The organism is Streptomyces sp. NPDC031670 (assembly GCF_055580545.1).
This window is the reverse complement of sequence record NZ_JBVILC010000014.1, coordinates 15151-39383: the sequence shown is the minus strand read 5'-3', so window position 1 is coordinate 39383 and position 24233 is coordinate 15151. Positions and strand designations below refer to the sequence as shown.

General features: G+C 71.7%; 24 protein-coding genes. 3 read left to right on the top strand and 21 right to left on the bottom strand.

Features of this window, described 5'->3' with window-relative positions; all coding sequences use genetic code 11:
- Both ACZ5ID_RS24685 and pyrR read right to left on the bottom strand, forming a co-directional pair.
- Nucleotides 1-987: an aspartate carbamoyltransferase catalytic subunit gene (locus ACZ5ID_RS24685; RefSeq protein ID WP_468901811.1), complete on the bottom strand. Its 987-nt coding sequence runs from the start codon at nt 985-987 to the stop codon at nt 1-3.
- 94 nt (nt 988-1081) lie between these two features.
- Nucleotides 1082-1657 (bottom strand): bifunctional pyr operon transcriptional regulator/uracil phosphoribosyltransferase PyrR, encoded by a 576-nt coding sequence (pyrR, locus tag ACZ5ID_RS24680; protein ID WP_358834420.1) that lies wholly within the window; start codon nt 1655-1657, stop codon nt 1082-1084.
- 228 nt (nt 1658-1885) lie between these two features.
- Here pyrR and bldD point away from each other — a divergent pair, with 228 nt between their 5' ends.
- Nucleotides 1886-2386, top strand: a complete 501-nt coding sequence (gene bldD / locus ACZ5ID_RS24675; protein ID WP_067155757.1) for a transcriptional regulator BldD — start codon at nt 1886-1888, stop codon at nt 2384-2386.
- A gap of 252 nt (nt 2387-2638) precedes the next feature.
- On the opposite strand, the gene nusB is transcribed toward bldD, so the two are convergent.
- The 14 genes from nusB to ACZ5ID_RS24605 all read right to left on the bottom strand — a co-directional run bounded on the left by nusB (nt 2639) and on the right by ACZ5ID_RS24605 (nt 15918).
- Nucleotides 2639-3070, bottom strand: coding sequence for a transcription antitermination factor NusB (nusB, locus tag ACZ5ID_RS24670; protein WP_468901807.1), 432 nt, complete (start codon nt 3068-3070; stop codon nt 2639-2641).
- Between the two features lie 2 nt (nt 3071-3072).
- Nucleotides 3073-3639, bottom strand: coding sequence for an elongation factor P (gene efp, locus ACZ5ID_RS24665; protein WP_329397139.1), 567 nt, complete (start codon nt 3637-3639; stop codon nt 3073-3075).
- A 58-nt stretch (nt 3640-3697) separates the two neighbouring features.
- The gene (locus ACZ5ID_RS24660; RefSeq protein ID WP_468901802.1) at nt 3698-4804 is read right to left on the bottom strand and encodes a M24 family metallopeptidase; all 1107 of its coding nucleotides are present in this window, start codon (nt 4802-4804) and stop codon (nt 3698-3700) included.
- 71 nt (nt 4805-4875) lie between these two features.
- Nucleotides 4876-5760, bottom strand: coding sequence for a Pro-rich N-terminal domain-containing protein (locus ACZ5ID_RS24655; protein WP_468901799.1), 885 nt, complete (start codon nt 5758-5760; stop codon nt 4876-4878).
- Between the two features lie 126 nt (nt 5761-5886).
- Entirely contained in the window at nt 5887-6339 is a 453-nt protein-coding gene (aroQ, locus tag ACZ5ID_RS24650; protein WP_468901796.1) for a type II 3-dehydroquinate dehydratase, read from the bottom strand.
- Nucleotides 6336-7430: a 3-dehydroquinate synthase gene (gene aroB, locus ACZ5ID_RS24645; RefSeq protein WP_468901793.1), complete on the bottom strand. Its 1095-nt coding sequence runs from the start codon at nt 7428-7430 to the stop codon at nt 6336-6338. The genes aroQ and aroB overlap by 4 nt, the downstream gene beginning before the upstream one ends.
- Nucleotides 7427-7945, bottom strand: coding sequence for a shikimate kinase (locus ACZ5ID_RS24640; RefSeq protein ID WP_468901790.1), 519 nt, complete (start codon nt 7943-7945; stop codon nt 7427-7429). The genes aroB and ACZ5ID_RS24640 overlap by 4 nt, the downstream gene beginning before the upstream one ends.
- Nucleotides 7942-9126: a chorismate synthase gene (aroC, locus tag ACZ5ID_RS24635; protein WP_468901787.1), complete on the bottom strand. Its 1185-nt coding sequence runs from the start codon at nt 9124-9126 to the stop codon at nt 7942-7944. Before aroC ends, ACZ5ID_RS24640 begins: the two co-directional genes overlap by 4 nt.
- Nucleotides 9127-9318: 192 nt before the next feature.
- Nucleotides 9319-10164, bottom strand: a complete 846-nt coding sequence (locus tag ACZ5ID_RS24630; RefSeq protein WP_468901785.1) for a shikimate dehydrogenase — start codon at nt 10162-10164, stop codon at nt 9319-9321.
- Complete coding sequence (gene mltG / locus ACZ5ID_RS24625; protein WP_468901782.1) at nt 10161-11897, bottom strand: endolytic transglycosylase MltG; 1737 nt, start codon at nt 11895-11897, stop codon at nt 10161-10163. Before mltG ends, ACZ5ID_RS24630 begins: the two co-directional genes overlap by 4 nt.
- 101 nt (nt 11898-11998) lie before the next feature.
- Nucleotides 11999-12463 (bottom strand): Holliday junction resolvase RuvX, encoded by a 465-nt coding sequence (gene ruvX, locus ACZ5ID_RS24620; protein ID WP_468901778.1) that lies wholly within the window; start codon nt 12461-12463, stop codon nt 11999-12001.
- Nucleotides 12463-15147 (bottom strand): alanine--tRNA ligase, encoded by a 2685-nt coding sequence (gene alaS / locus ACZ5ID_RS24615; protein WP_468901776.1) that lies wholly within the window; start codon nt 15145-15147, stop codon nt 12463-12465. The genes ruvX and alaS overlap by 1 nt, the downstream gene beginning before the upstream one ends.
- Nucleotides 15147-15488 carry a DUF6167 family protein gene (locus ACZ5ID_RS24610; protein ID WP_358831894.1) on the bottom strand — a complete coding sequence of 114 codons (342 nt, stop codon included), beginning with the start codon at nt 15486-15488 and terminating at the stop codon, nt 15147-15149. Before ACZ5ID_RS24610 ends, alaS begins: the two co-directional genes overlap by 1 nt.
- Before the next feature lie 7 nt (nt 15489-15495).
- On the bottom strand, nt 15496-15918 hold the full coding sequence (locus ACZ5ID_RS24605) for a DUF948 domain-containing protein (protein WP_406552000.1): 423 nt from the start codon (nt 15916-15918) through the stop codon (nt 15496-15498).
- 161 nt (nt 15919-16079) lie between these two features.
- Here ACZ5ID_RS24605 and ACZ5ID_RS24600 point away from each other — a divergent pair, with 161 nt between their 5' ends.
- A complete protein-coding gene (locus ACZ5ID_RS24600; protein WP_468901771.1) occupies nt 16080-18242 on the top strand; it encodes an ATP-binding protein in 2163 nt (720 codons plus the stop codon).
- A gap of 14 nt (nt 18243-18256) precedes the next feature.
- Here the strand turns inward: ACZ5ID_RS24600 and rpsD are convergent, their stop codons facing one another.
- The gene (gene rpsD, locus ACZ5ID_RS24595) at nt 18257-18871 is read right to left on the bottom strand and encodes a 30S ribosomal protein S4 (RefSeq protein WP_101392271.1); all 615 of its coding nucleotides are present in this window, start codon (nt 18869-18871) and stop codon (nt 18257-18259) included.
- Nucleotides 18872-19114: 243 nt separating this feature from the next.
- Between rpsD and ACZ5ID_RS24590 the strand changes: the two genes are divergently transcribed.
- A complete protein-coding gene (locus ACZ5ID_RS24590; protein ID WP_468902176.1) occupies nt 19115-19813 on the top strand; it encodes a DUF2470 domain-containing protein in 699 nt (232 codons plus the stop codon).
- Between the two features lie 53 nt (nt 19814-19866).
- On the opposite strand, the gene ACZ5ID_RS24585 is transcribed toward ACZ5ID_RS24590, so the two are convergent.
- The 4 genes from ACZ5ID_RS24585 to ACZ5ID_RS24570 all read right to left on the bottom strand — a co-directional run bounded on the left by ACZ5ID_RS24585 (nt 19867) and on the right by ACZ5ID_RS24570 (nt 24134).
- Nucleotides 19867-21219, bottom strand: a complete 1353-nt coding sequence (locus ACZ5ID_RS24585; RefSeq protein ID WP_406552003.1) for a replication-associated recombination protein A — start codon at nt 21217-21219, stop codon at nt 19867-19869.
- A 101-nt stretch (nt 21220-21320) separates the two neighbouring features.
- Nucleotides 21321-21953, bottom strand: coding sequence for a vitamin K epoxide reductase family protein (locus ACZ5ID_RS24580; protein WP_468901767.1), 633 nt, complete (start codon nt 21951-21953; stop codon nt 21321-21323).
- Between the two features lie 193 nt (nt 21954-22146).
- Entirely contained in the window at nt 22147-23409 is a 1263-nt protein-coding gene (hisS, locus tag ACZ5ID_RS24575; protein ID WP_468901764.1) for a histidine--tRNA ligase, read from the bottom strand.
- A 14-nt stretch (nt 23410-23423) separates the two neighbouring features.
- Nucleotides 23424-24134 carry an MBL fold metallo-hydrolase gene (locus ACZ5ID_RS24570; protein ID WP_468901761.1) on the bottom strand — a complete coding sequence of 237 codons (711 nt, stop codon included), beginning with the start codon at nt 24132-24134 and terminating at the stop codon, nt 23424-23426.
- Between the last annotated feature and the right edge of the window lie 99 nt (nt 24135-24233).

Sequence of the window (24233 nt, the reverse complement as noted above, 5' to 3'; positions counted from 1 at the left end):
TTACTTGGTCTCCGAATCGACGGGGCGGGCGTGGCTGACGGCGGGCTCGTTGCCGCCCAGGAGCAGGTACAGGACGGCCATCCGGGTGTGGACGCCGTTGGCGACCTGCTCGACGACGGTGCAGCGGTCGGAGTCGGCGACCTCGGCGGTGATCTCCATGCCGCGGACCATCGGGCCGGGGTGCATCACGATGCCGTGCTCGGGCATCCTCGCCATCCGCTCGCCGTCCAGGCCGTACCGCCGCGAGTACTCGCGCTCGGTCGGGAAGAAGGCGGCGTTCATCCGCTCTCGCTGCACACGCAGCATCATCACCGCGTCGGACTTCGGCAGCACGCTGTCGAGGTCGTACGAGACGTCGCAGGTCCAGTGGTCCACGCCCACCGGCAGCAGGGTGGGCGGGGCCACCAGGGTGACGTCGGCGCCCAGGGTGTGGAGCAGGTCGACGTTGGAGCGGGCCACCCGGCTGTGCAGCACGTCGCCGACGAGGGTGATGCGCTTGCCGGCCAGGTCCTGGCCGAGGCCCGCGTCCCGGCCGACCAGCCGGCGGCGCATGGTGAAGGCGTCCAGGAGGGCCTGGGTGGGGTGCTGGTGGGTGCCGTCGCCGGCGTTGATGACGGTCGCGTCGATCCAGTCGGAGGTGGCGAGCCGGTAGGGGGCGCCGGAGGCGCCGTGCCGGATGACGACGGCGTCGACGCCCATGGCCTCCAGGGTCTGCGCGGTGTCCTTCAGCGACTCGCCCTTGGAGACCGAGGAGCCCTTGGCGGTGAAGTTGATGACGTCCGCGGACAGGCGCTTCTCGGCGGCCTCGAAGGAGATCCGGGTGCGCGTCGAGTCCTCGAAGAAGAGGTTGACGACGGTGCGGCCGCGCAGGGTGGGCAGCTTCTTGATCGGCCGGTCGGCGACCCGGGCCATCTCTTCGGCGGTGTCGAGGATGAGCACGGCGTCGTCGCGGGTGAGGTCGGCGGCCGAGATGAGGTGACGCTTCATCTGGTTTCTTCTCCAGGAGGGTGGAGGTCAGGGCGTGCGGGCGCGCGGAAGTACCGCACGGGCCGGTACGACCCGAACTCCGTGCGGAGGTGGACTACTGCTCGCCGGCCGGGGCGGTCCGCTTGGCACCGAGCAGCACGGCGTCGCGGCCGTCCTCCTCGGCGAGCAGGACCTTGACCGTCTCCCGCAGCGACGTCGGGAGGTTCTTGCCGACGTAGTCGGCGCGGATCGGGAGTTCGCGGTGGCCGCGGTCGACGAGGACCGCGAGCTGCACGGCGCGCGGGCGGCCGATGTCGTTGAGCGCGTCGAGCGCGGCGCGGATGGTGCGGCCGGAGAAGAGCACGTCGTCGACGAGGACGACGAGCTTTCCGTCGAGGCCGTCCCCGGGGATCTCGGTGCGGGCCAGGGCGCGCGGCGGGTGCATCCGCAGGTCGTCGCGGTACATGGTGATGTCGAGGGAGCCGACCGGGATCTTCCCGGCGGTGATCTCTTCGAGCTTGTCGGCGAGCCTGCGGGCGAGGAAGACGCCACGGGTGGGGATGCCGAGGAGGACCACGTCGTCGGCGCCCTTGGCGCGTTCGACGATCTCGTGGGCGATACGGGTCAGTACCCGCGCGATGTCGGGGCCCTCGAGAACCGGGCGTGCCGCATCGGAGTCATGCGTGTCCATACGAAACGGACCTCCTTCTCCGCCTCACGGGACGGACCTTAAAGGACGTCGGAATTACTCCGTCCACGGTACCAGGGCCACAGGCCGCCCACACACGGGGCTGTCACCCGTCTGGGGTGGGGGTATGGACCATTCGGCTTGACGCAGGCAAGTAACGCTGCGTAACCTCACAGTGAGTTACCAGCCACGCGGCGGAGCCGCACGTTGTCACAGCGTCCGGGGAGCTATATGTCCAGCGAATACGCAAAACAGCTCGGGGCCAAGCTCCGCGCCATCCGCACCCAGCAGGGCCTGTCCCTCCATGGTGTGGAGGAGAAGTCCCAGGGCCGCTGGAAGGCCGTCGTGGTCGGGTCGTACGAGCGCGGCGACCGCGCCGTGACCGTACAGCGCCTTGCCGAGCTCGCGGACTTCTACGGGGTCCCGGTGCAGGAGCTGCTGCCCGGCACCACGCCCGGCGGGGCCGCCGAGCCGCCGCCGAAGCTCGTGCTCGACCTTGAGCGCCTCGCGCACGTCCCGCCGGAGAAGGCGGGCCCCCTGCAGAGGTACGCGGCGACGATCCAGTCGCAGCGCGGCGACTACAACGGCAAGGTGCTGTCGATCCGTCAGGACGACCTGCGCACCCTCGCCGTGATCTACGACCAGTCGCCCTCGGTCCTCACCGAGCAGCTGATCAGCTGGGGCGTGCTGGACGCGGACGCGCGCCGCGCGGTCGCCCACGAGGACAACTGACGCCTGCGAGGCCTGCGACGCCTCAGCAGAAACGTGCCGCCGCCGGGCCGGCCGGGCCTTCGAGGTCCCGGCCGGCCCGGCGGCGTCCGGCTGCGCGGCGGTCTCCGGCCGGTCGGCCGCCCGACTGTCTGCCGGTCGGTCTGTCCGGCCGCCCGGCCGCCCGTCCGTCCGTGTGCCAGTCGCCGGGCATGCCGAAGGGGCCCGCTGTACTCGCGTACAGCGGGCCCCTTCGTGTACCGGGTCCTGCCGGGGCTAGGCGTCCCGGCGAAGACTCGGCTTGAGTTCCTTGAAACGGGCCAGCAGCCCGTTGACGAAGGCCGGGGAGTCGTCCGTGGAGAACTCCTTCGCCAGCTGCACCGCCTCGTCGATGACGACGGCGTCCGGCGTCCCGTCCTCCCAGACCAGCTCGTACGTCCCGAGCCGGAGGATGTTCCGGTCGACGACCGGCATCCGGTCGAGCGGCCAGTCGACGGAGTACGTGGCGATGAGGTCGTCGATACGCTCGACGTACTGCGCGTACCCCTCGACGAGCTCCATCGTGTACTCGTTGACCGGCGGCTGGCGGTCGTCCGACCGCGAGTGGCGCACCCAGTCCGCGAGGACCGTCTGCACGGACTCACCGCGCTGGTCGGCCTCGAAGAGGATCTGGAAGGCGCGCTTGCGCGCCTTGTTCCGGGCAGCCACGGTTAGCTGTTCACCCGGCCGAGGTAGTCGCTGGTGCGGGTGTCGACCTTGACCTTCTCACCGGTGGTGATGAAGAGCGGGACCTGGATCTGGTAACCGGTCTCCAGGGTGGCGGGCTTGGTGCCACCGGTGGAGCGGTCGCCCTGGACACCCGGCTCGGTCTCCTGGATGACGAGCTCGACGGCGGCCGGCAGCTCCACGTAGAGCACCTCGCCCTCGTGCTGCGCCACGGAGGCGGTGAAGCCCTCGATCAGGAAGTTGGCGGCGTCGCCGACGGACTTGCGGTCGACCATCAGCTGGTCGTAGGTGTCCATGTCCATGAAGACGAAGTACTCGCCGTCCATGTACGAGAACTGCATGTCACGGCGGTCGATGGTGGCGGTCTCGACCTTCGTGCCGGCGTTGAAGGTCTTGTCGACGACCTTGCCGGAGAGCACGTGCTTGAGCTTGGTGCGCACGAAGGCCGGGCCCTTGCCGGGCTTGACGTGCTGGAACTCGACGACGGACCAGAGCTGGCCCCCGTCGAGCTTGAGCACCATGCCGTTCTTGAGGTCGTTCGTGGAAGCCACGGTTGCGGAATCTCCTGGACTGAAGCTGGTGGGACCGAGGGTGCGCGGCACAGCGGGGCTAGAGCGCGAGCAGTTCCTTGGTCGTGATGGTGAGTAGCTCTGGCCCGCCATCCGCTTCGGGGCGGACGACGAGCGTGTCATCGATTCGGACACCACCCCGGCCCGGGAGGTGGACCCCCGGTTCGACGGTGACCGGCACGCAAGCGTCCAGTTTACCCATGGCTCCAGGTGCGAGCTGCGGGTCCTCACTGATTTCGAGCCCGACACCGTGTCCGGTGCACGCTCCCAGGCCCTCGCCGTGGCCCGCCGCGTCCAGCACCTGCCGCGCCGCGCGGTCCACCGCGCGGTACTCGGCGCCGGGCGCCAGCGCCTCCCGCCCGGCCCTCTGAGCGGCGAAGACGACGTCGTAGAGCTCGATCTGCCAGTCCGCGGGAGTCGTCCCGATGACGAAGGTACGGCCGATCTCGCAGCGGTAGCCGCGGTACGTGGCGCCCAGGCAGACCGAGAGGAAATCGCCTTCCTCCACCCGCCGGTCCGAGGGCCGGTGGCCGCCGCGGCCGGAGTTGGGGCCGGTACCGACGGAGGTGGCGAAGGCGGGGCCGTCCGCGCCGTGGTCGACCAGCCGGCGCTCCAGCTCCAGGGCGAGGTGGCGCTCGGTGCGGCCGACCAGGATCGACTCCAGGAGCTCACCGAGCGCCTGGTCGGCGATCTCGGCCGCGATCCGCAGACACGCGATCTCCTCCTCGTCCTTGACGAGCCGCTTCTGCTCGACCGCTCCCCCGAGGTCGCTGAGCAGCAGCCGGGGCGCGACCGAGCCGATCGCCCGGTGCCGGGCCACGGTGAGGTCGTGCTCCTCGACGCTGAGCGAGTCGGCCCCGCTGGCCTGGGCGAGGTCGGCCGCGGCCACCGCCGGGTCGCCCGAGGGCGTGGGCAGCACGGTGACCCGCAGCAGCTCGTCGAGCCGCCCCTCCACGAGGTCGCCGGTGGGCGTACGGGGGCAGAGCAGGACGTCCTCGGCGGGCCCGAGCAGCAGGACGGCGCCGGGCGGGGCGCCGCCCGCGAGATAGCGGACGTTCGCGGGGCGCGAGACCAGTGCCGCCGCGCTGCCGGCGGCGGCGCAGCGGTCGCGCAGCCAGCCTCGGCGGAGGCCATACACCTCTGACATGCGACGAGCGTATGAGGGGCCCGTGGGATCGGCCGTTTCTGCGCGTCCGACCGGGGGCGGTCCGGCCGTCTCTACCAGCTCGGCGGGCTGGCGATCGCTCTCGCCAGGATGTCGTCGAGGAGGCGGGCCGTGGTGGGGACGTCGTACTGGGAGTTGTCGATGATGGGCAGCCCCGAGCCGTACCAGCCCGCCATCCGGCCGTGGATGCCCGCCACCTCCTCGTCCGAGAGGCGGCGGTTGCCGGAGCGCTCGGCGTTGCGCTCCAGGACGACGTCGAGACCGGGCAGCAGGACCACCGGCAGCAGGCCGGGGCCGACATGGCGCTTCCAGCCGCCGAGGCCGACGACCGGGCGGTCCGGGAAGACCGCGTCGTCGAGGATGCAGGAGATGCCGTTGGCCAGGAAGTTCCGCGCGGCGAAGCCGCAGGTGCGGCGGGCCAGGCGGTACTGCGCCTCGGAGTGGTCGTTCCAGCCCGCCTGCGGGTCGGCGAAGCCCGCGCAGACCCACTCGCGCACGTCGTCGAGGCTGATGTGGGCGGTGGGGACGCGGCGGTGCTGGGCCCAGTAGCGGGCGACCGTGGTCTTGCCCGCGCCCGCCGGCCCGATCAGCAGCACCGCCAGCGTGGTGACGCCGGTGCCCTCCGGGGCCTGCGGAAGCGGGACGGGTCCGCCCGGGGGCAGCGCCACGTGCCCGGTGGTGTCCCGGTACGGCGCGGGGGCCTGCTGGGGCGGCGGGGCGTGCCACCCCGCGGCCGGCTGGGCCGGCGCCGCCGGCGGGAGCGGCGGGCCGGGGACGGGGGGCGGCTGGGCGCCGGGAGCGAGGGGCGGGTGGGCACCCGGGGCCGCGGGCCCGCCGAGGGGCGCCGCGGACTGGTGGGCGGCGAAGGCCCAGTCCGCCCCGGGGCCGCACCCAGGGGCGTGGGGCGGCGGAAGCGGCGCTCCCGCTTCGTGCTGCATCCGGTGCCACTCCGTCTCGTACAAGGCAACTGGCGCTGGTTCGACGCCCGTCGGGCGTCCGGTCCAGAACCGTACCTTCCCCGGCCGCCGCAGTGTGAACGGCCGGGGTGCGGCGAAGGTGCCCGGTCAGCCGCCGAGTTCGCCGGTGAGTTCGTCGGCGAGGGCGCGCAGCGCCAGGCGGTAGGAGCCGATGCCGAAGCCCGCGACCGTGCCGCTGGCCACGGCCGCCACCACGGAGGTGTGACGGAACTCCTCGCGGGTGTACGGGTTCGAGATGTGCACCTCGATGAGCGGGGCGGTGCGCTGGGCGGCGGCGTCCCGCATTCCGTACGAATAGTGGGTGAACGCGCCCGGGTTGAGAACGACCGGAATCTTTCCGTCGGCCGCCTCGTGGAGCCAGCGGATCATGTCACCCTCGTCGTTGGTCTCGCGGACCTCCACGTCGAGCCCGAGCTCCTCGCCGAGGCTCCGGCAGACCTCGACGAGACCGGCGTACGTCGTCGCCCCGTACACGTCCGGCTCGCGCGAGCCCAGCCGGCCCAGGTTCGGGCCGTTCAGGACCAGGACGCGGCGGCTCACGACGACACCTCGCCGTAGGCGGCGAGCAGCACCGCCGGGTCCGGGCCCTCCAGGACCGTCGGCTTGGCGAGGCCGTCCAGGACGATGAAGCGCAGCAGGTTGCCCCGCGACTTCTTGTCCAGCTTCATGTTCTCGACCAGCTTGGGCCACTGGTCGGCGCGGTAGGTGAGCGGCAGGCCCACCGACTCCAGGATCGAGCGGTGCCGGTCGGCGGTGGCGTCGTCGAGGCGCCCGGCGAGCCGGCCCAGCTCGGCCGCGAAGACCATGCCGACGGAGACGGCGGCGCCGTGGCGCCACTTGTAGCGCTCGTTCTTCTCGATGGCGTGCGCGAGGGTGTGCCCGTAGTTGAGGATCTCGCGCAGCCCCGACTCCTTGAGGTCGCTGGAGACGACCTCGGCCTTCACCCGGATCGCGCGCTCGATCAGCTCGGCCGTGTGGGGGCCCTCGGGGGTGCGGGCGCCCGCCGGGTCGGCCTCGATCAGGTCGAGGATGACCGGGTCGGAGATGAAGCCGGCCTTGATGACCTCGGCCATGCCGGAGACGAAGTCGTGGACCGGCAGCGAGTCGAGCGCGGCGAGGTCGCACAGGACGCCCACGGGCGGGTGGAAGGCGCCCACCAGGTTCTTGCCCTCGGCGGTGTTGATGCCGGTCTTGCCGCCCACGGCGGCGTCGACCATGCCGAGCACGGTGGTCGGGACCGACACCCAGCGCACCCCGCGCAGCCAGGTCGCGGCGACGAAGCCGGCGAGGTCGGTGGTGGCGCCGCCGCCGACGCCGACGACGGCGTCGGTCCGGGTGAAGCCGGACTGGCCGAGCGCCTTCCAGCAGTAGGCGGCGACCTCGTAGGTCTTGGCCTCCTCGGCGTTGGGCACCTGGATGGCGATGGCCTCGTAGCCCTGCGCGGCCAGGTCCTCGCGGAGGGCGTCGCCGGTGCCTGCCAGCGCCTCCGGGTGGATGACGGCGACCTTGCGGGCCCCGGTGCCGATCAGGCCGGACAGTTCGGCGAGGAGGTTGCGGCCGACGAGCACGTCGTACGGGTCCGTCCCGGCGGTGGCGCCGACGTGGATCCGGGTGGGTGCCTGCTCGCTCATGCGGATTTCAGCTCCAGTGCGTCGAGGACCGCCTGCGCGACCTCTTCGGGGGTACGGGCGTCGGTCTCGACGACGACCCTGGCGACTTCGGTGTACAGATGGCGCCGGGCTTCCATCAGCTCGCGCCACTGGCGGCGCGGGTTGACGGCCAGGAGCGGGCGGGCGGTGTTGAGGCCGACCCGCTTCACCGCCTCCTCGACGTCCATGGACAGATAGACGACCGGCAGACCGGCGAGCAGCGCGCGCGTGGACGCGTCCAGGACGGCGCCGCCGCCCAGGGCGAGCACACCGGTGTGCCCGGTGAGCGCGGCGCGCACCGCCTCCCGCTCCAGTTCGCGGAAGTACGGCTCGCCCTCGTCGACGAAGATGTCGGCGATCGGGCGGCCCTGGGCGGCCACGATGTCGGCGTCGGTGTCCCGGTAGGGCGCGCCGAGCCGCTCGGCGAGCAGCGCGCCCACGGTGGACTTGCCCGAGCCCATCGGGCCGACCAGGACGACCAGCGGACCGGTGCTCACCGGATCTGGAGGTTGTCGAGGTAGGACCGGACGTTGCGGCGGGTCTCGGGGACCGAGTCGCCGCCGAACTTCTCCGCCACCGCGTCCGCGAGGACGAGCGCGACCATGGCCTCGGCCACGATCCCGGCGGCGGGCACGGCGCACACGTCCGAGCGCTGGTGGTGCGCCTTGGCCGCCTCGCCCGTCACCACGTCGATGGTGGCCAGGGCGCGGGGCACGGTCGCGATCGGCTTCATGGCGGCGCGGACGCGCAGCAGCTCGCCGGTGGTCAGACCGCCCTCCGTACCGCCCGCGCGGCCCGAGGTGCGCCTGACGCCGTCGGCGGTGCGCACGATCTCGTCGTGCGCCTGGGAGCCGGGGACGCGGGCCAGGTCGAAGCCGTCGCCGACCTCGACGCCCTTGATCGCCTGGATGCCCATCAGGGCGGCGGCGAGGCGGGCGTCCAGACGCCGGTCCCAGTGCACGTGCGAGCCGAGGCCCACCGGCACGCCGTACGCCAGGACCTCGACGACACCGCCGAGGGTGTCGCCGTCCTTGTGGGCCTGGTCGATCTCCGCGACCATCGCCTTCGACGCGTCCGCGTCCAGGCAGCGCACCGGGTCCTCGTCCAGCTTCTCGACGTCGGCCGGGGTCGGGTAGACGCCGTACGGAGCCTTCGCGGATGCAAGTTCGACCACGTGCGAGACGATCTCGATGCCGGCCGTCTCCTTCAGGTAGGAGCGGGCGACCGCGCCCAGGGCGACCCGGGCCGCCGTCTCCCGGGCGCTGGCGCGCTCCAGGATCGGACGTGCCTCGTCGAAGCCGTACTTCTGCATGCCCGCCAGGTCCGCGTGGCCCGGCCGGGGACGCGTCAGCGGCGCGTTGCGGGCGAGGTCCGCGAGGATCTGCGGGTCCACCGGGTCGGCCGACATGACCTGTTCCCACTTGGGCCACTCGGTGTTGCCGACCATGATCGCGACGGGCGAGCCCATCGACAGGCCGTGGCGGACGCCGCCGAGGAAGGTGACCTCGTCGCGCTCGAACTTCATCCGCGCGCCGCGTCCATAGCCCAGGCGCCGCCGGGCCAGGTGGTCCGCCACCATCTCCGTGGTGATCGGGACGCCTGCCGGAAGGCCCTCCAGCGTCGCCACCAGTGCGGGGCCGTGCGACTCCCCCGCGGTCAGCCAGCGCAACCTGCTCAACGGTGCTCCTCGTCGCTCGCGCGTCCTGGTCCTACGAGCGCGGCCGGGTGCGCGGCCCTGGCCCGCCACCCCTGATCCTCCCACGTCCGCGAGGGTGGGCCGGGACCGGTCCAGTCGGCGGACGGGGTTCCCGGCCGGGTGCGGGCCGCCGGGGCCCGTCCCGCGGGTCCCCGCGCCCCCGGGAGGTACGGCTCAGCGGGCGGCCAGGGCCCGCTCGCCGGCCTCGCGCATGACCGCCAGCGGGGCCTTCGCCACGCCGGTCATCTGCTCCACCTGGAGGACCGCCTGATGCACCAGGAGGTCGAGGCCGCCCACGACCGCTCCCCCGCGCCCGGACCAGGCGCCCGCCAGCGGGGTCGGCCAGGGGTCGTAGAGGACGTCGAAGAGGGTGCCGGGCCGCTCGGGCACAGCCGCCGCGAGCGCGTCGGTGGTGCCCGCCGGGGTGGTGGCGACGACCAGCGGGGCCCGGAAGGCCTCGGCCGCGTCCGCCCAGTCGGCGGTGCGCACGGCCACCCCGAGCCGCTCGCCCCAGCCCCGCATCTCCGCCGCCCGGGCGGCGCTGCGCACATAGGCGGTGACCTCTCCGGTGCAGATACGGGCCAGGGCGGCGAGCGCGGAGGACGCGGTGGCGCCCGCGCCGAGCACCGCGGCCGAGCCGACCCGTTCCACACCGCGCTCGCGCAGGGCGGCCAGCATGCCGGGGATGTCGGTGTTGTCGCCGTAGCGGCGCCCGTCGGCGGTGAGGACGACGGTGTTGACCGCCTCCACCGAGGAGGCGGTGTCGCTGATGCCGTCGAGCAGCGGGATGACCGCCCGCTTCAGCGGCATCGTGAGCGAGAACCCCGCCCACGACCGGTCGAGTCCGCCGAAGAAGCCGGGCAGCGCGGCCTCGTCCACTTCGAAGCGGTCGTAGGACCAGTCGGTGAGGCCGAGTTCCCGGTAGGCGGCGCGGTGCAGCACCGGGGAGAGCGAGTGGGCGATGGGCGACCCCAGTACGGCCGCCCGTCGCGCACCGCTCTCCTGGCTCGTAGCGCTCACTGGCCGGCTTTCTCCTCTTCGTACTTCCTGCGGTTCTGCTCGTGCTCTTCGTTGGTGACCGCGAACAGTGTGTTGTTCTCGGTGACGGAGACGAAGTAGTACCACGGGCCGGGCGTCGGGTTGAGCGCCGAGTGCAGCGCGGACTCACCGGGGTTGCCGATGGGACCGGGCGGCAGGCCGTGGATGTAGTACGTGTTGTACGGGTGCTTGAAGTCCCGCAGGTGCTTGACCGCGCCGATGTCCAGGGTCGACTGGCTCTTGGCGTAGTTGACCGTGGAGTCGAAGTCGAGCAGGCCGTAGGTCTCGGTGTTGTTGGGCTTGAGGCGGTTGTAGACGACCCGCGCGACCTTGTCGAAGTCGTGCTTGTACTTGCCCTCCGCCTGGACGAGGCTCGCGACCGTGATGAGCTGGAGCGGCGACTTCAGGCCGAGCTTGGTGGCCATGCCCTTCAGGTCGACCTTGCCGTACTCGGTGTTGGCGCGCGCGACCATCTTGCGCAGCACCTCCTCGGGCTTGGTGCCCTTGGCGACCGGGTAGCTGGCCGGGTAGAGGAAGCCCTCCAGCGGGTCCTGGATGTCCTTGTTGTCGTTGGCCCAGTCGGGCAGGCCGAGCTTCGTCGCCTGACTCTTGGCGATGTCCTTGGTCGTGCCCGCCTTGAGTTCGAGGCGCTTGTCGATCTGCTCGTAGACCCAGGCGTTGCGTTTGCCCTCGGGAATGATGAGGTTGTTGCGGCTGGCCGGGTTGAGCATGGCGGCGACCGCGTTGGCCGCCGACATCCCCTTGTTGAGGGTGTAGACGCCGGCCTGGAGGGTCTTGCCCTTGGGGTTCTCGTTCTGCGCGGAGACGAAGGCGCCCTGGCTCTTGACCACCCCGGCCTTCGCCAGGATGCTGCCGATCTCGTAGCCGCCGGCGCCCTGCGGGATCTCCACCTGGATGGGGGTGGAGCCGGCTCCCACGTAGTCGGGGGCCGCGCCGAACTTCTTCTGCCAGAACTGGTAGCCGAAGTAGCCCGCGCCGCCCACGCCGAGCGAGAAGACCACCACGAGCACCAGGCAGGCGCGTCCGCTCTTGCCCTTCTTCTTGCTCTTGCCCCGGCGGTCACGGCCGCCGCCGCGCCGGGAGCGCGGCTCGTCCTCGTCCTCGTCGGCGTCGGGCCTGTCACCGTCGCCGCCGAAGAACGGGTGCTTCTCCTCCTCGGACTCCGGCTCCTCGGGGTTCCACTCGGGTGCCTGCTCGGGCACCGTCCGCCGCTGCCCGGGGGGCTGCGGCGGCGGATACGCCTCGGGCGTGCCGTAGTAGTCCTGGGTCTCGGTGCCGTAGCCCGGGTAGCCCTCGGTCTGCTGGCCCGCGTAGGGCATGGCGGCCTGCTGGCCGGTGGCCCAGCCCGCGTGGTACTGGGCCTGCTGGGCGTACTGCTGCTCCTGCGGGTAGCCCTGCTGGGGCTGTTCGCCGTAGTGCGGCTGCTGGCCGTAGGGCTCCTGCGGCTGCTGCGCGTACTGCTGCTGAGAGTGCTGCTGGTGCTGCTGGTGCTGTTGCTGCTGCTGGTGCTGTTGCTGCTCCGGATGCTGCTGGTGCTGGGGATGCTGCTGGGCGTACTGCTGCTGAGGGTGCTGCTGATCGCCGTGCGGAGCCTGACCGGGCGCGGTCTGCTGCGCGCCCCATCCCTGGTCCCCGTAGAGAGGATCCTCGGGATGCCACGGTTCGGAGCCTGCGCCCCGGCCATACTCAGTCATCGGTCCCCTAGAGCCGCGAGGCATCCGGACGGTCCGCCTCTTTTGCCGTGCGGCTGCTGTTCGAATGTCGCCGCATCGCGCGGAACGTTACCGTATCGCGATCAGATAACCACTTCGACGCCCTCGCCGGGCGGGCGTCCTGACACCCGTTCGGCCTCAAGCGCGGTCTGAAGAATGATCACCGCGGCGGCCTGGTCGATGACCGACCTGCCCTTCTTCGCCTTCACCCCGGAGGCGCGCAGCCCCTGGGTGGCCGTGACCGTCGTCATACGCTCGTCGACCAGCCGGACCGGGACCGGAGCGATCCCCTTGGCCAGTTCTTGGGCGAACTTCCGCACCTTGACGGCCGCCGGCCCCTCGCCCCCGCTGAGGGAGCGAGGCAGCCCCATGACGACCTCGATGGGCTCGTACTCCTCGACGAGCAGGCGCAACCGCCGGTGGGCGGCCGGGACGTCACGTCCCGGCACGGTCTCCACCGGCGTGGCGAGGACCCCGTCGGGGTCGCACGAGGCGACCCCGATCCGGGCGTCCCCGACGTCGATCGCGAGACGTCGTCCGCGTCGCATCAGACGGTCTCGCCGACCTGGCGCTCGACCGCGTCGACGGCGTCGCCGATCGCGTCCGGGTTCTGGCCGCCGCCCTGGGCGACGTCGGGCTTGCCGCCACCGCCGCCACCGAGGGTCTTGGCGGCGGTACGCACCAGCTCACCGGCCTTGAGACCGCGCTCGCGGGCGGCCTCGTTGGTGGCGATCACCGTCACCGGGCGGCCGTTGGCCGTGCTGAACAGGGCCACCACGGCCGGGCGGTCCGAGGCACCCGAGCGCTGATCCAGCCGGCCGCGCACGTCGAGGACGAGCTTGCGCAGGTCGTCGGCGGAGGTGCCGTCCGGCACCCGGCCGGTGACCAGGGCGACGCCCCGGACGTCCTTGGCGCCCTCGGCGAGCCCGGCGGCGGCCTGGAGCACCTTCTCCGCGCGGAACCTCTCGATCTCCTTCTCGGCGTCCTTCAGCTTGCCGAGCATGGAGGAGATCTTCTCGGGCAGCTCCTCGGGGCGTCCCTTGACCAGCTCCTGGAGCTGGGCGACGACCGTGTGCTCACGGGCGAGGAAGTTGTACGCGTCCACGCCGACCAGAGCCTCGATACGGCGCACGCCGGAGCCGATGGACGACTCGCCGAGCAGCTTCACCAGGCCCAGCTGGGCGGTGTTGTGGACGTGCGTGCCGCCGCAGAGCTCCTTGGAGAAGTCCCCGATGGTGACCACGCGCACGCGCTCGCCGTACTTCTCGCCGAACTCGGCGATGGCGCCCTGCTTCTTGGCCTCGTCGATCGACATGACCTCGGCCTGGACGTCCAGTTCGCGGGCGAGCACCTCGTTGATCTTCTGCTCGACATCGGTGAGGACCGTGCCGGGAACGGCGGCGGGCGACCCGAAGTCGAAGCGGAAGCGGCCCGGCGAGTTCTCCGAACCGGCCTGGGCGGCCGTCGGGCCGAGCGCGTCGCGCAGGGCCTGGTGGGTGAGGTGGGTGGCGGAGTGGGCGCGGGCGATGGCGCGCCGGCGCCGGGTGTCGATGACGGCGTGGGCCGAGGCGCCGAGGGTGACCTCGCCGACCTGGACGACACCCTTGTGGACGTGGACGCCGGGGACCGGCTTCTGCACGTCGCGGACCTCGATGACCGCGCCGCTGTCGAGCTTGATGCGGCCCTGGTCGGCCTGCTGGCCGCCGCCCTCGGCGTAGAAGGGGGTGCGGTCGAGGACGACCTCGACCTCGTCGCCCTCGGAGGCGGCGGGCGAGGGCACGCCGTCGACGAGCAGACCGACGACCCGCGACTCGTTCTCGGTGTGCGTGTAACCGGTGAAGTCGGTCGCGCCGGAGACGTCGGCCACCTCGCGGTAGGCGGACAGGTCGGCGTGGCCGGTCTTCTTGGCCTTGGCGTCGGCCTTGGCCCGCTCGCGCTGCTCCTTCATCAGACGGCGGAAGCCGTCCTCGTCCACGGAGAGGCCCTGCTCGGCGGCCATCTCCAGGGTGAGGTCGATCGGGAAGCCCCAGGTGTCGTGGAGCAGGAAGGCCTTCTCACCGGCGAGGACCGTGCCGCCGCCGGCCTTGGTCTCGGTGACGGCGGTGTCCAGGATGTTGGTGCCGCCCTTGAGGGCCTTGAGGAACGCGGCCTCCTCGGCGAGCGCGACCGTCTCGATGCGCTTGCGGTCGGTGACCAGCTCCGGGTACTGCTGCCCCATGGTGTCGATCACGACGTCGATGAGGTCCTGGACGACCGGGCCGGTGGCGCCCATCAGGCGCATGTTGCGGATGGCGCGGCGCATGATGCGGCGCAGCACATAGCCGCGGCCCTCGTTGCCGGGAGTCACACCGTCGCCGATGAGCATCACGGACGTACGGATGTGGTCGGCCACCACCCGCATGGAGACATCGGTGTCGTGCTTGTCGCCGTAGCGGACGCCGGTGAGCTCGGTGGCCTTGTCCATGACCACGCGCAGGGTGTCGGTCTCGTACATGTTCCGCACGCCCTGAAGGATCATGGCGAGTCGTTCGAGGCCGAGACCGGTGTCGATGTTCTTCGACGGGAGGTCACCGAGGATCGGGAAGTCCTCCTTGCCGTCGCCGGCGCCCCGCTCGTACTGCATGAAGACCAGGTTCCAGATCTCCACGTACCGCTCGTCGTTGACGGCCGGGCCGCCCTCGACGCCGAACTCGGGGCCGCGGTCGTAGTTGATCTCGGAGCAGGGGCCGCAGGGGCCGGGGACGCCCATGGACCAGAAGTTGTCCTTCTTGCCCAGGCGCTGGATGCGCTCGGCCGGGACGCCGACCTTCTCGCGCCAGATCCGCTCGGCCTCGTCGTCGTCGAGGTAGACGGTGATCCAGAGCTTCTCCGGCTCCAGGCCGAAGCCGCCGTCGGCCACGGGGCTGGTCAGCAGCTCCCAGGCGAGCTGGATCGCGCCTTCCTTGAAGTAGTCGCCGAAGGAGAAGTTGCCGCACATCTGGAAGAACGTGCCGTGCCGGGTGGTCTTGCCGACCTCTTCGATGTCCGGCGTACGCACGCACTTCTGCACGCTGGTGGCGCGCGGGGCGGGCGGCTTGGTCTCACCCAGGAAGTACGGCTTGAACGGCACCATGCCCGCGTTGACGAGGAGCAGAGTCGGGTCGTCCGCGATGAGCGACGCCGAAGGGACGACGGTGTGACCGCGCTCCTCGAAGAAGCTCAGCCAGCGGCGGCGGATTTCAGCCGACTCCATCAGTGGTCCTCATTCCGGTTGTACGAGATCTTCTTGTAGGAGATCTTCGGGTTCTGCTGGTTGGGTTGGTCGATGGCCGCGAGGCGGCGCTGCGCCGGGAGTTCGCGCACGTTGGACGCGTTCAGGCCCAGCGCGTCGTTGAGTTCGGACTCGCGCTGCGCCATGCCCGCCTTCACGTCGAGCGCGAAGTCCTTGAGCCGGTGGCCCGCCTCGATCGCCTTGTCGGCGGTGCGCGCGGCCAGCGACTCGGGGGTCAGCTGCTTCAGCTTCCGGTTGACCTTGGTGGTGGCCCACACACCGGCCGCGGCGCCCGCGGTGAACCAGAACGTACGGCGGAACATCGCAGCCTCAGCCCTTTCGCTTCCTCCGCCGCGCGGACGGCAGAGTCCGCCCGACGATCACCGTACGAGGCGGCTCGGCGGGCTCGGTTTTCCGTCCGATGGCCCGGCGCACCCCGTACCCGAAGGCCGCGACCTTCACCAGCGGGCCGCCGAAGGTCGAGGCGACCGTGGTGGAGAGCGCCGAGGCGTTGGAGGTGACCTCCTGGACGTCCGAGGCGATCGCGTCGACCCGGTCGAGCTGGGTCTGTGCCGAGCGCACCGCCGTCGAGGCGTCCGCGAGCAGCGGGACGGCCTGTTCGGTCACCTCGGCCACCAGCTTGGTCGTCGCCTTCAGCGTCTGGGCCAGCCTCACGAGGACTACGGCGAGGAAGGACACCAGGATCGCCCAGAAGACGGCCACCAGGATCCCGGCCACCTCTCCACCGGACACTTCGCACCGCTCCCTGCGCATCGACCGTCGGACAAGAAAAAGTTGTCCCCCGACCCTATCGCGCCGAGGGTCTTGCCCCCTACCGCATTCGGGGCCCGCGCGAGCGGAGTCCCGTCACCCGCTTGTACGCAGTGCTAGCCCTTGAGTACTCTGCGTGTCCCATGCGCTCCCCTGTGCCCTCAGAGCTGAATCGCTTCGTCGGGCGAGAACGTGAACTGGCCGCGCTGCACGGGCTGCTGGCCGAGGCGCGGCTGACCACCGTGGTCGGGGTCGGCGGCGTCGGCAAGACGCGGCTGGCGCTGAACGCCGCCTCCACCGCGGCTGTGCAGGAACGCTACTGCGACGGCGTCGGGGTCGCGGACCTGTCCACGGTCACCGACCCGGACCTGCTCGACCACGCGGTGGCGGAGGCGCTCGGCCTCACCGACCACACCAGCCGCCCGCCGCGCCGCGCCCTCCTGGACCACCTCGCCGACCGCACCCTGCTCCTGGTGCTGGACGGCTTCGAGCAGGTCGTGGAAGCCTGCGCGGAGCTGGTGTGCGCGCTGTTGCGCCACTGCCCCGGGCTGCGGGTGCTCGCCGCCGGGCGGCTGCCGCTGCGGCTGGCCGGCGAACGGCTGCTGGCGCTGGCTCCGATGGACGACGAGGACGCGGTGGCCCTCTTCGCCGACCGGGCCGCCGCGGTCCGCGGGGGCTTCGCCCTCACCGGTGAGTCGGCCGCGACCGCCCTGGAGCTGTGCCGCAGGCTCGACGGGATCCCACTGGCCCTGGAGCTGGCCGCGGGACGGCTCGGCGCGCTCTCGGTGGAGCAGGTGCTGCGCCGCCTGGACGACCGGTTCCGGCTGCTGACCGGCGGCGGGCGCGGGGTGCTCGCGCGCCACCAGACGCTGCGCACCACGATCGGCTGGAGCCACGAGCTGTGCACCCCGGCCCAGCGGCTGCTGTGGGCCCGGCTCTCGGTGTTCGCCGGGCAGTTCGACCTGGAGGCCGTCGAGTACATCTGCGTCGGCCCGGACCTGCCGCCCGAGTCCGTGCTCGACGTGCTGCAGGAGCTCCTGGACCACTCGCTGGTGGTGCGTGAGGACGGCCCGGCGGGGGTGCGCTACCGGATGCTCGACACCGTACGGGAGTACGGCGCCGACTGGCTGGCGGCGACCGGGGACGCCGAGCGGCTGCGCCGGCGCCACCGCGACTGGTACCTGGGGCTGGCCACCTGGTGCGAGCTGGACTGGTTCAGCCCGCGCCAGGCGGAGGTCGCGGTGCGGGTGGAGGCCGAGCTGCCCAATCTGCGGGCGGCGATGGAGCACTCGCTCGGGTGCGGGCAGGACACCCGTCTGGCGCGGTATCTGGCGGCCACGCTCTGGTTCTGCTGGGTGGGCTGCGGGCGGCTCGCCGAGGGCGCGCACTGGCTGGCGCTGGTCCTGGAGGCCGAGGACGGCGGCCAGGACGGCGCCCGGCTCAAGGCGCTGTGGGTGTTCGGCTACGTCTCGGTGCTGCGCGGCGACACGGCGGCGGCGGTCGCGGCCCTGCACGAGTGCCGCGAGGAGGCCGAGCGCACCGGCGACCCGGTGGCGCGCGCGTACGCGGTGCACCGCCTGGGCTGTCTGGCGCTGGTCTCGGACGACATGCCGGGGGCCGAGGAGCTGCTGCGGGCGGCGCTCGCGCAGTACGCGGAGATCGGCGAGCTGAACAGCAACGTCGTGATGGCGCGGATCGAGCTGGCGATGGCGGTGGCCTTCCTCGGTCATCTGGAGGAGGCCGTGGTGATGTGCGAGCAGGCGGTGGAGGTCTGCGAGGACCACGGCGAGCGCTGGGCCAGGGCGTACGCGCTGTATGTGCTCGGGTACGCGGCCTGGCACGCCAAGGATCTGGAGCGGGCGCGGGCGCTGCTCGGCGAGTGCCTGGAGATCGACCACGCCTTCCACGACCTGCTGGGCACGGTGCTGGCGCTGGAGCTGATGGCCCTGGTCGCGGTGGACGGCGGCGATCCGGCGGAGGCGGCCGTGCTGCAGGGGGCGGCCGAGGGGATCTGGCCGTCGGTGGGGCTGCCGCTGTTCGGCTCGCAGTGCTTCAACGCGGCCCATGTGCTGTGCGAGCGGCGGGCCCGGGAGCGCCTGGGCGAACCGGCGTACGAGACGTTCCGTCGCCAGGGCCGCGGGCTCGGCGTGGACGCGGCGGTGGCCCGGGCACGGGCGGGCACGGCCGGAGGCGTCCCCGGGGCGCCCCCGGCCCGTGAGGAGGCGGCGGCCCCGAGAACGCGAGAGCCCGCCGCCTCCCGCTCCGTACGGAGCGAGGGGACGGCGGGCCGCAGCGCGGAACGCTGACTACCGCACCCGGATCAGCGGGCGTAGTACTCGACGACGAGCTGCTCGTCGCAGATGACCGGGATTTCCTTGCGGTTCGGGTCACGGTCCAGGCGGAAGGCCAGAGCCTTCAGGTTCACCTGGAGGTAGCGCGGGGTCTCGCCCTCGCCGGCGTAGCCACCCTCGCGGGCAACCTGGAAGGGGTGCTTCTCACGGCTGCGCTCGCGCACGGTGATGACGTCGTCCGGACGGACACGGAACGACGGCTTGTCGACCTTGCCACCGTTGACCTCGATGTGGCCGTGGACGACCATCTGGCGGGCCTGGTAGATGGTGCGGGCGATGCCCGAACGCAGGACCAGGGCGTCGAGGCGACGCTCGAGCTCGACGACCAGCGCCTCGCCCGTCTTGCCCTCGGCCTTCTTGGCGCGGTCGTAGGCACGCGCCATCTGACGCTCAGAGATGTCGTACTGGGCGCGCAGACGCTGCTTCTCGAGCAGACGGACCTTGTAGTCCGAGTTCTGCTTGCGGCCACGGCCGTGCTCGCCCGGCGGGTACGGACGGGCCTCGAAGTACTTGACGGCCTTCGGCGTCAGCGCGATACCGAGCGCACGGGACTTCTTGACCTTGGGACGCGACTGGTTAGGCACGTTCTCCAAACCTCCATGGTTGGGTTAGGTTAGGCTCACCTTACTCAAGGAGATCGTATGTCTCGTCCGGGGAACACCAGTCACATCACGGACAGCACGAAGAAGGCCGGACCCGCAGAAGGGGCCGGCTCCACCGGCCCGCAGAACGGGGCCGGTACCGGTGCGCAGCATGCCACCGGTCACGTGACGGAGGTCCGATCAGATCGTGGTCAGCCGCGTCCCAGCGGACATGAAATCGCGCGGATGCCGTCAGCAGCCGAGCGCACACGAACTCTCGTACATAGTACCTGCTCGTCCGTGCTGCTTCCGACCGGCCTGGCGGGCGCCCGCCCTGAGCTGCTGACGCCCAGGCTGCGCAACGTCGGACCCGAGGGCGATCTGTTCCTGCTCTTCCCCGCCGACTCCCCCGCCGTACGGGCCGCGACCCACGCCCAGGACGACGAGCTCTCCGCCGTCCTGGAGATCACCGATGTGGCGCCGGTATCCGTCCCCCACCGTATCCGGGGCCGCGCCTGGATCACCGGCTGGCTCACCCGCGTGCCCGGCCTCGCCCCGCCCGGCAGCATGACGCTGCGCCTGGAGGTGAACCAGGGGTACGTGGACGATCTGTGGGGCGCGAGCGCGGTGGAGCCCGAGGCGTTCGCCGCCGCCGAGCCCGATCCGCTGGTCCGGGACGAGGCCGAGCTGCTCCAGCACCTCCACGCGCACCACGGGGAACAGGTGCGCTCGCTGTGCGCTCTGGTGGCCCGGCTCGGGCCCAAGGGGGACCGGGGGATGACCTCGGTCACGCCGCTGGCGCTCGACCGGTTCGGGCTGCGGGTGCGGTTCCGGGACAGCGCCGGGCGCTGCTTCGACGCGCGCTTCGAATTCCCGGAGCCGGTGACCGGGCTCGTCCCGCTGCGCCGGGCCATGCGGCGGCTCTTCGAGGCGGCGACGGGCTGAGGACTGCCGTATCGGGCCGGGCGGCCCAGGGCGCGAAGTCGCCGGGGCGGGGCCTACTCCCCCCGGCCGAGCCTTTCGCGGACCTTCTCCACCACGTCCGCGTAGCGCGCCTCCGCGCCGTAGCGCGTGGGTTCGTAGTAGCGCCGGTCGGCGACCGCGTCCGGCGCGTACTGCTGGGCGGCGATCGCGCCCGGCACATCGTGCGGGTACACATACCCCTGGGCGTGGCCGAGCTTGGCGGCGCCCTTGTAGTGGCCGTCGCGCAGATGCGGCGGGACCGGGCCGGCCAGGCCCTTGCGGACGTCCTCCATGGCGGCGGCGATCGCGGTCGTCGCCGCGTTCGACTTGGGGGCCAGGGCCAGGGCGATGGTGGCGTGGCTGAGGGTGAGGGCCGCCTCGGGGAAGCCGATCATGGCGACCGCCTGGGCGGCGGCGACGGCCGTCGGCAGCGCGGTCGGGTCAGCGAGACCGATGTCCTCGCTCGCGGAGATCATCAGCCGACGGGCGATGAACCGCGGGTCCTCGCCCGCCTCGATCATCCTCGCCAGATAGTGCAGCGCCGCGTCCACGTCCGAGCCGCGGATCGATTTGATCAGGGCGCTCGCCACGTCGTAGTGCTGGTCGCCGTCCTTGTCGTACTTCACGGCCGCCCGGTCGACCGTCTCCTCGACGGTCCGGAGCGTGATCTCCCGCTCCTCCTGGGCCAGGGCGGAGCCCGCCGCCGCCTCCAGGGCGGTCAGCGCGCGCCGGGCGTCGCCGCCCGCGATCCGCAGCAGATGCGCCTCGGCGTCCTCGGCCAGCGTGACCGCCCCGCCGAGCCCGCGCTCCTCCTCGACCGCCCGGCGCAGCAGGGCGCGCAGGTCGTCGTCGGTGAGCGGCTCCAGGGTCAGCAGCAGGGAGCGGGAGAGCAGCGGGGAGATCACCGAGAAGTACGGGTTCTCGGTGGTGGCCGCGATCAGCGTCACCCAGCGGTTCTCCACCGCGGGGAGCAGTGAGTCCTGCTGGGCCTTGGAGAAGCGGTGGATCTCGTCGAGGAAGAGGACGGTCTCCTTGCCGAAGCCGCCGATGGCCCGGCGGGCCCCGTCGATCACGGCCCGCACTTCCTTGACGCCCGCGGTGATCGCCGAGAGCTCGACGAACCGCTTGTTGGTCGCCTTCGACACCACATACGCCAGCGTCGTCTTGCCCGTTCCGGGCGGGCCCCAGAGGATCACGGAGGAGGGCCCGGCGGGGCCGCCGCTCCCCTCCCCCACCAGGCGCCGCAGCGGCGAGCCGGGCCGCAGCAGATGCTGCTGGCCGACGACTTCGTCGAGGACGCGCGGGCGCATCCGGACGGCCAGAGGGCTGCCCGCCGGGTCTTTCTCCTGGCGGTCCTCTGCGGCTGCGGTGAACAGGTCGGGCTCCACGTCAAGAACCCTATGCCACCCCACTGACAATGCCGTCAGGACGGGAAAAACCCCTGTTCAGGCCCTGCCGGGCCGGAACAGGGGTTTCCCCGTCCGCCGCGTCAGCTGGTCCAGAAGTCCCACCAGCGGGTCAGGATCAGCATGCCGATGATCCCGACGTGCACCACCGGCAGCACCCAGGTGAACTCCGACAGGAACGACTTCAGCCAGCCCGGGGCCGGCAGCAGGCCGCGGCGGATGTTGTGCGAGGTCACGTACCAGAACATGAGGATCGTGGCGACCCAGGCCAGGCAGCACCACAGGCAGAGCGCGTTGATCCGGTACAGCGACTGGAACTGGAGCCAGGTGCAGAATCCGACGCCGAAGAGCGTGCCCGCGTTCAGGGTCAGCCAGTACCAGCGGCGGAAGCGGGCGCCCGCCAGCAGGCTCATGCCGACCGCGATGACGATCCCGTAGGCCACCAGGCCGAGCATCGGGTTCGGGAAGCCGAACGCCGAGGCCTGGTCGCTCTTCATGATGTTGCCGCAGGAGACCACCGGGTTGAGGCTGCACCCCGGGGTGAAGTTCGGGTCCTCCAGCAGCTTGAACTTGTCGAGCGTGATGACCCAGGCCGCGAGCAGTCCGGCGGCGCCCGTGATCACCAGGAGCCACGCGAACGCGCGGCCGGCACCGACGGTGCCCTCGGTGCTCATCTGCTCCCGGCCGGAGGAGACGTCGTCAACTGTTGTGGTCATATCGCCGTTCCGTCATTCCGTGGCTGCTGGGCACGGGCCATTGTGCCGCAATCCGTGGCCCGGCCACCGTTCGATGGGGATAAGGACGACGGCATCGGTCGCGCCGAGTCCGGCCCGCGTGGACCGGACTTGGCACTTCGCCGTCGGCGTCATCCATCAGGACGACGCCGTACGTACCGAGTTGACCGGGATGTCAGACCAGGCGCGCGCGCACGGCCTCGACGGCCTGGGCGACGGGCACCGCCACCTGGTCGCCGGACTCCATGTCCTTGAGCTGCACCACGCCCTCGGCCAGGTCCCGTTCGCCCGCGACGAGGGTCAGGCGGGCGCCCGAGCGGTTGGCGTTCTTCATGGCGCCCTTGAGGCCCTTGCCGCCGTAGCTGAAGTCGGCGGCGACCCCGGACCGGCGCAGCTCGGTGACCACGCGGAACAGCACCCGTCGCGCCTCCTCGCCCAGCGGCACGGCGAACACGCTGGTCGCGGAGGGGATGTCGAGGGTGACGCCCTCGGCCTCCAGCGCCAGGACCGTACGGTCCACACCCAGCGCCCAGCCCACCGAGGGCAGCGCGGGGCCGCCGATCATCTCGGAGAGGCCGTCGTAGCGGCCACCGCCGCCCACCGCGGACTGCGAGCCCAGGCCGTCGTGGACGAACTCGAAGGTGGTGCGGGTGTAGTAGTCCAGGCCGCGCACCAGCCGGGGGTCGTCCTCGTAGGCGACGCCCTCGGCGTTCAGGAGCTCGCGGACCTCCTCGTGGTACGCCTTGCACGCGTCGCACAGGTAGTCGCGCAGCAGCGGCGCCCCCGCCAGCTGCTTCTGGACCGCGTCCCGCTTGTCGTCGAGGACGCGCAGCGGGTTGATCTCGGCCCGGCGCAGGGTGTCCTCGTCGAGGTCGAGGCCGCGCAGGAAGTCCTGGAGCGCGTCCCGGTAGACGGGCCGGCACTCCTGGTCGCCCAGCGAGTTCAGCAGGATGCGGAAGTGGCGCAGGCCCAGCGAGCGGTAGGCGTCGTTCGCCAGGATGATCAGCTCGGCGTCGAGCGCCGGGTCCTCCGCGCCGATCGCCTCGGCGCCGACCTGCGAGAAGTGCCTGTAGCGGCCCTTCTGGGGGCGCTCGTAGCGGTAGTACGAGCCGGAGTACCAGAGCTTGACGGGGAGGTTGCCCGCCTTGTGCAGATTGGCCTCCAGGGCCGCGCGCAGCACGGACGCGGTGCCCTCGGGGCGCAGGGCGAGGCGGTCGCCGCCCTTGGTCTCGAAGGCGTACATCTCCTTGGTCACGATGTCGGTGGACTCACCGACGCCGCGCGCGAAGAGCTCGACGTTCTCGAAGCCCGGGGTCTCGATGTAGCCGTAGCCCGACCGCCGCAGGGGCGCCGCGATGGCCTCGCGCACCGCGAGGAAGCGGGCCGAGTCGGGCGGGAGCAGGTCGTAGGTGCCCTTGGGAGCCTGGAAGGTACTCATGGGGAAGCTTCTCGTCACATTCCTCGTCGGGGAGAGGCGATGCCTTCTCCCGGGCCGGCGGCCACCTGCCGCAGATACGGGTTGGTGGCGCGCTCCTGGCCGATGGTGGTCTGGGAGCCGTGGCCGGACAGCACCACGGTCGAGTCGTCGAGCGGCAGGCACACACGGCCCAGCGACTCGAGGAGCTCGGCGTGGCTGCCGCCGGGCAGGTCGGTGCGTCCGACGGAGCCGGCGAAGAGCAGGTCGCCCGAGAACAGGATCGGAGGGATGTCCTCCGCCTCGGGCAGCCCGAACGTCACCGACCCCTTGGTATGGCCGGGCGCGTGCGACACGGTGAGCTCCATACCGGCGAGCTCCAGCGTCGAGCCGTCCGTCAGCTCCTTGACGTCGTCCGGTTCGCCGATGGTCAGCTCGCCCATGATCTGCGCGCCGAAGGAGCGGCCGAGGGCCTTCTCCGGGTCGCTCATCATGTACCGGTCCGAGGGGTGGATCCAGGCGGGGACGTCGTGGGCGCCGCAGACCGGGACGACCGAGGCGCAGTGGTCGATGTGGCCGTGGGTGAGGACGACGGCGACGGGCTTGAGCCGATGCTTCCTGAGTACGTCCTCGACTCCCTGGGCGGCCTGGTGGCCCGGGTCGATGATCACGCACTCCTCGCCGGCGGCGGGGGCGACCAGGTAGCAGTTGGTCCCCCAGGCCCCGGCGGGGAACCCGGCAATGAGCACGATCGTCCTCAGTTTCTCGTACGGCGGGTGATTGCGGCTGTTCAGAGCCTACCGGCGCTGCTCCTGTCACAGCGAACCCATATACGGTACGGGCACAGT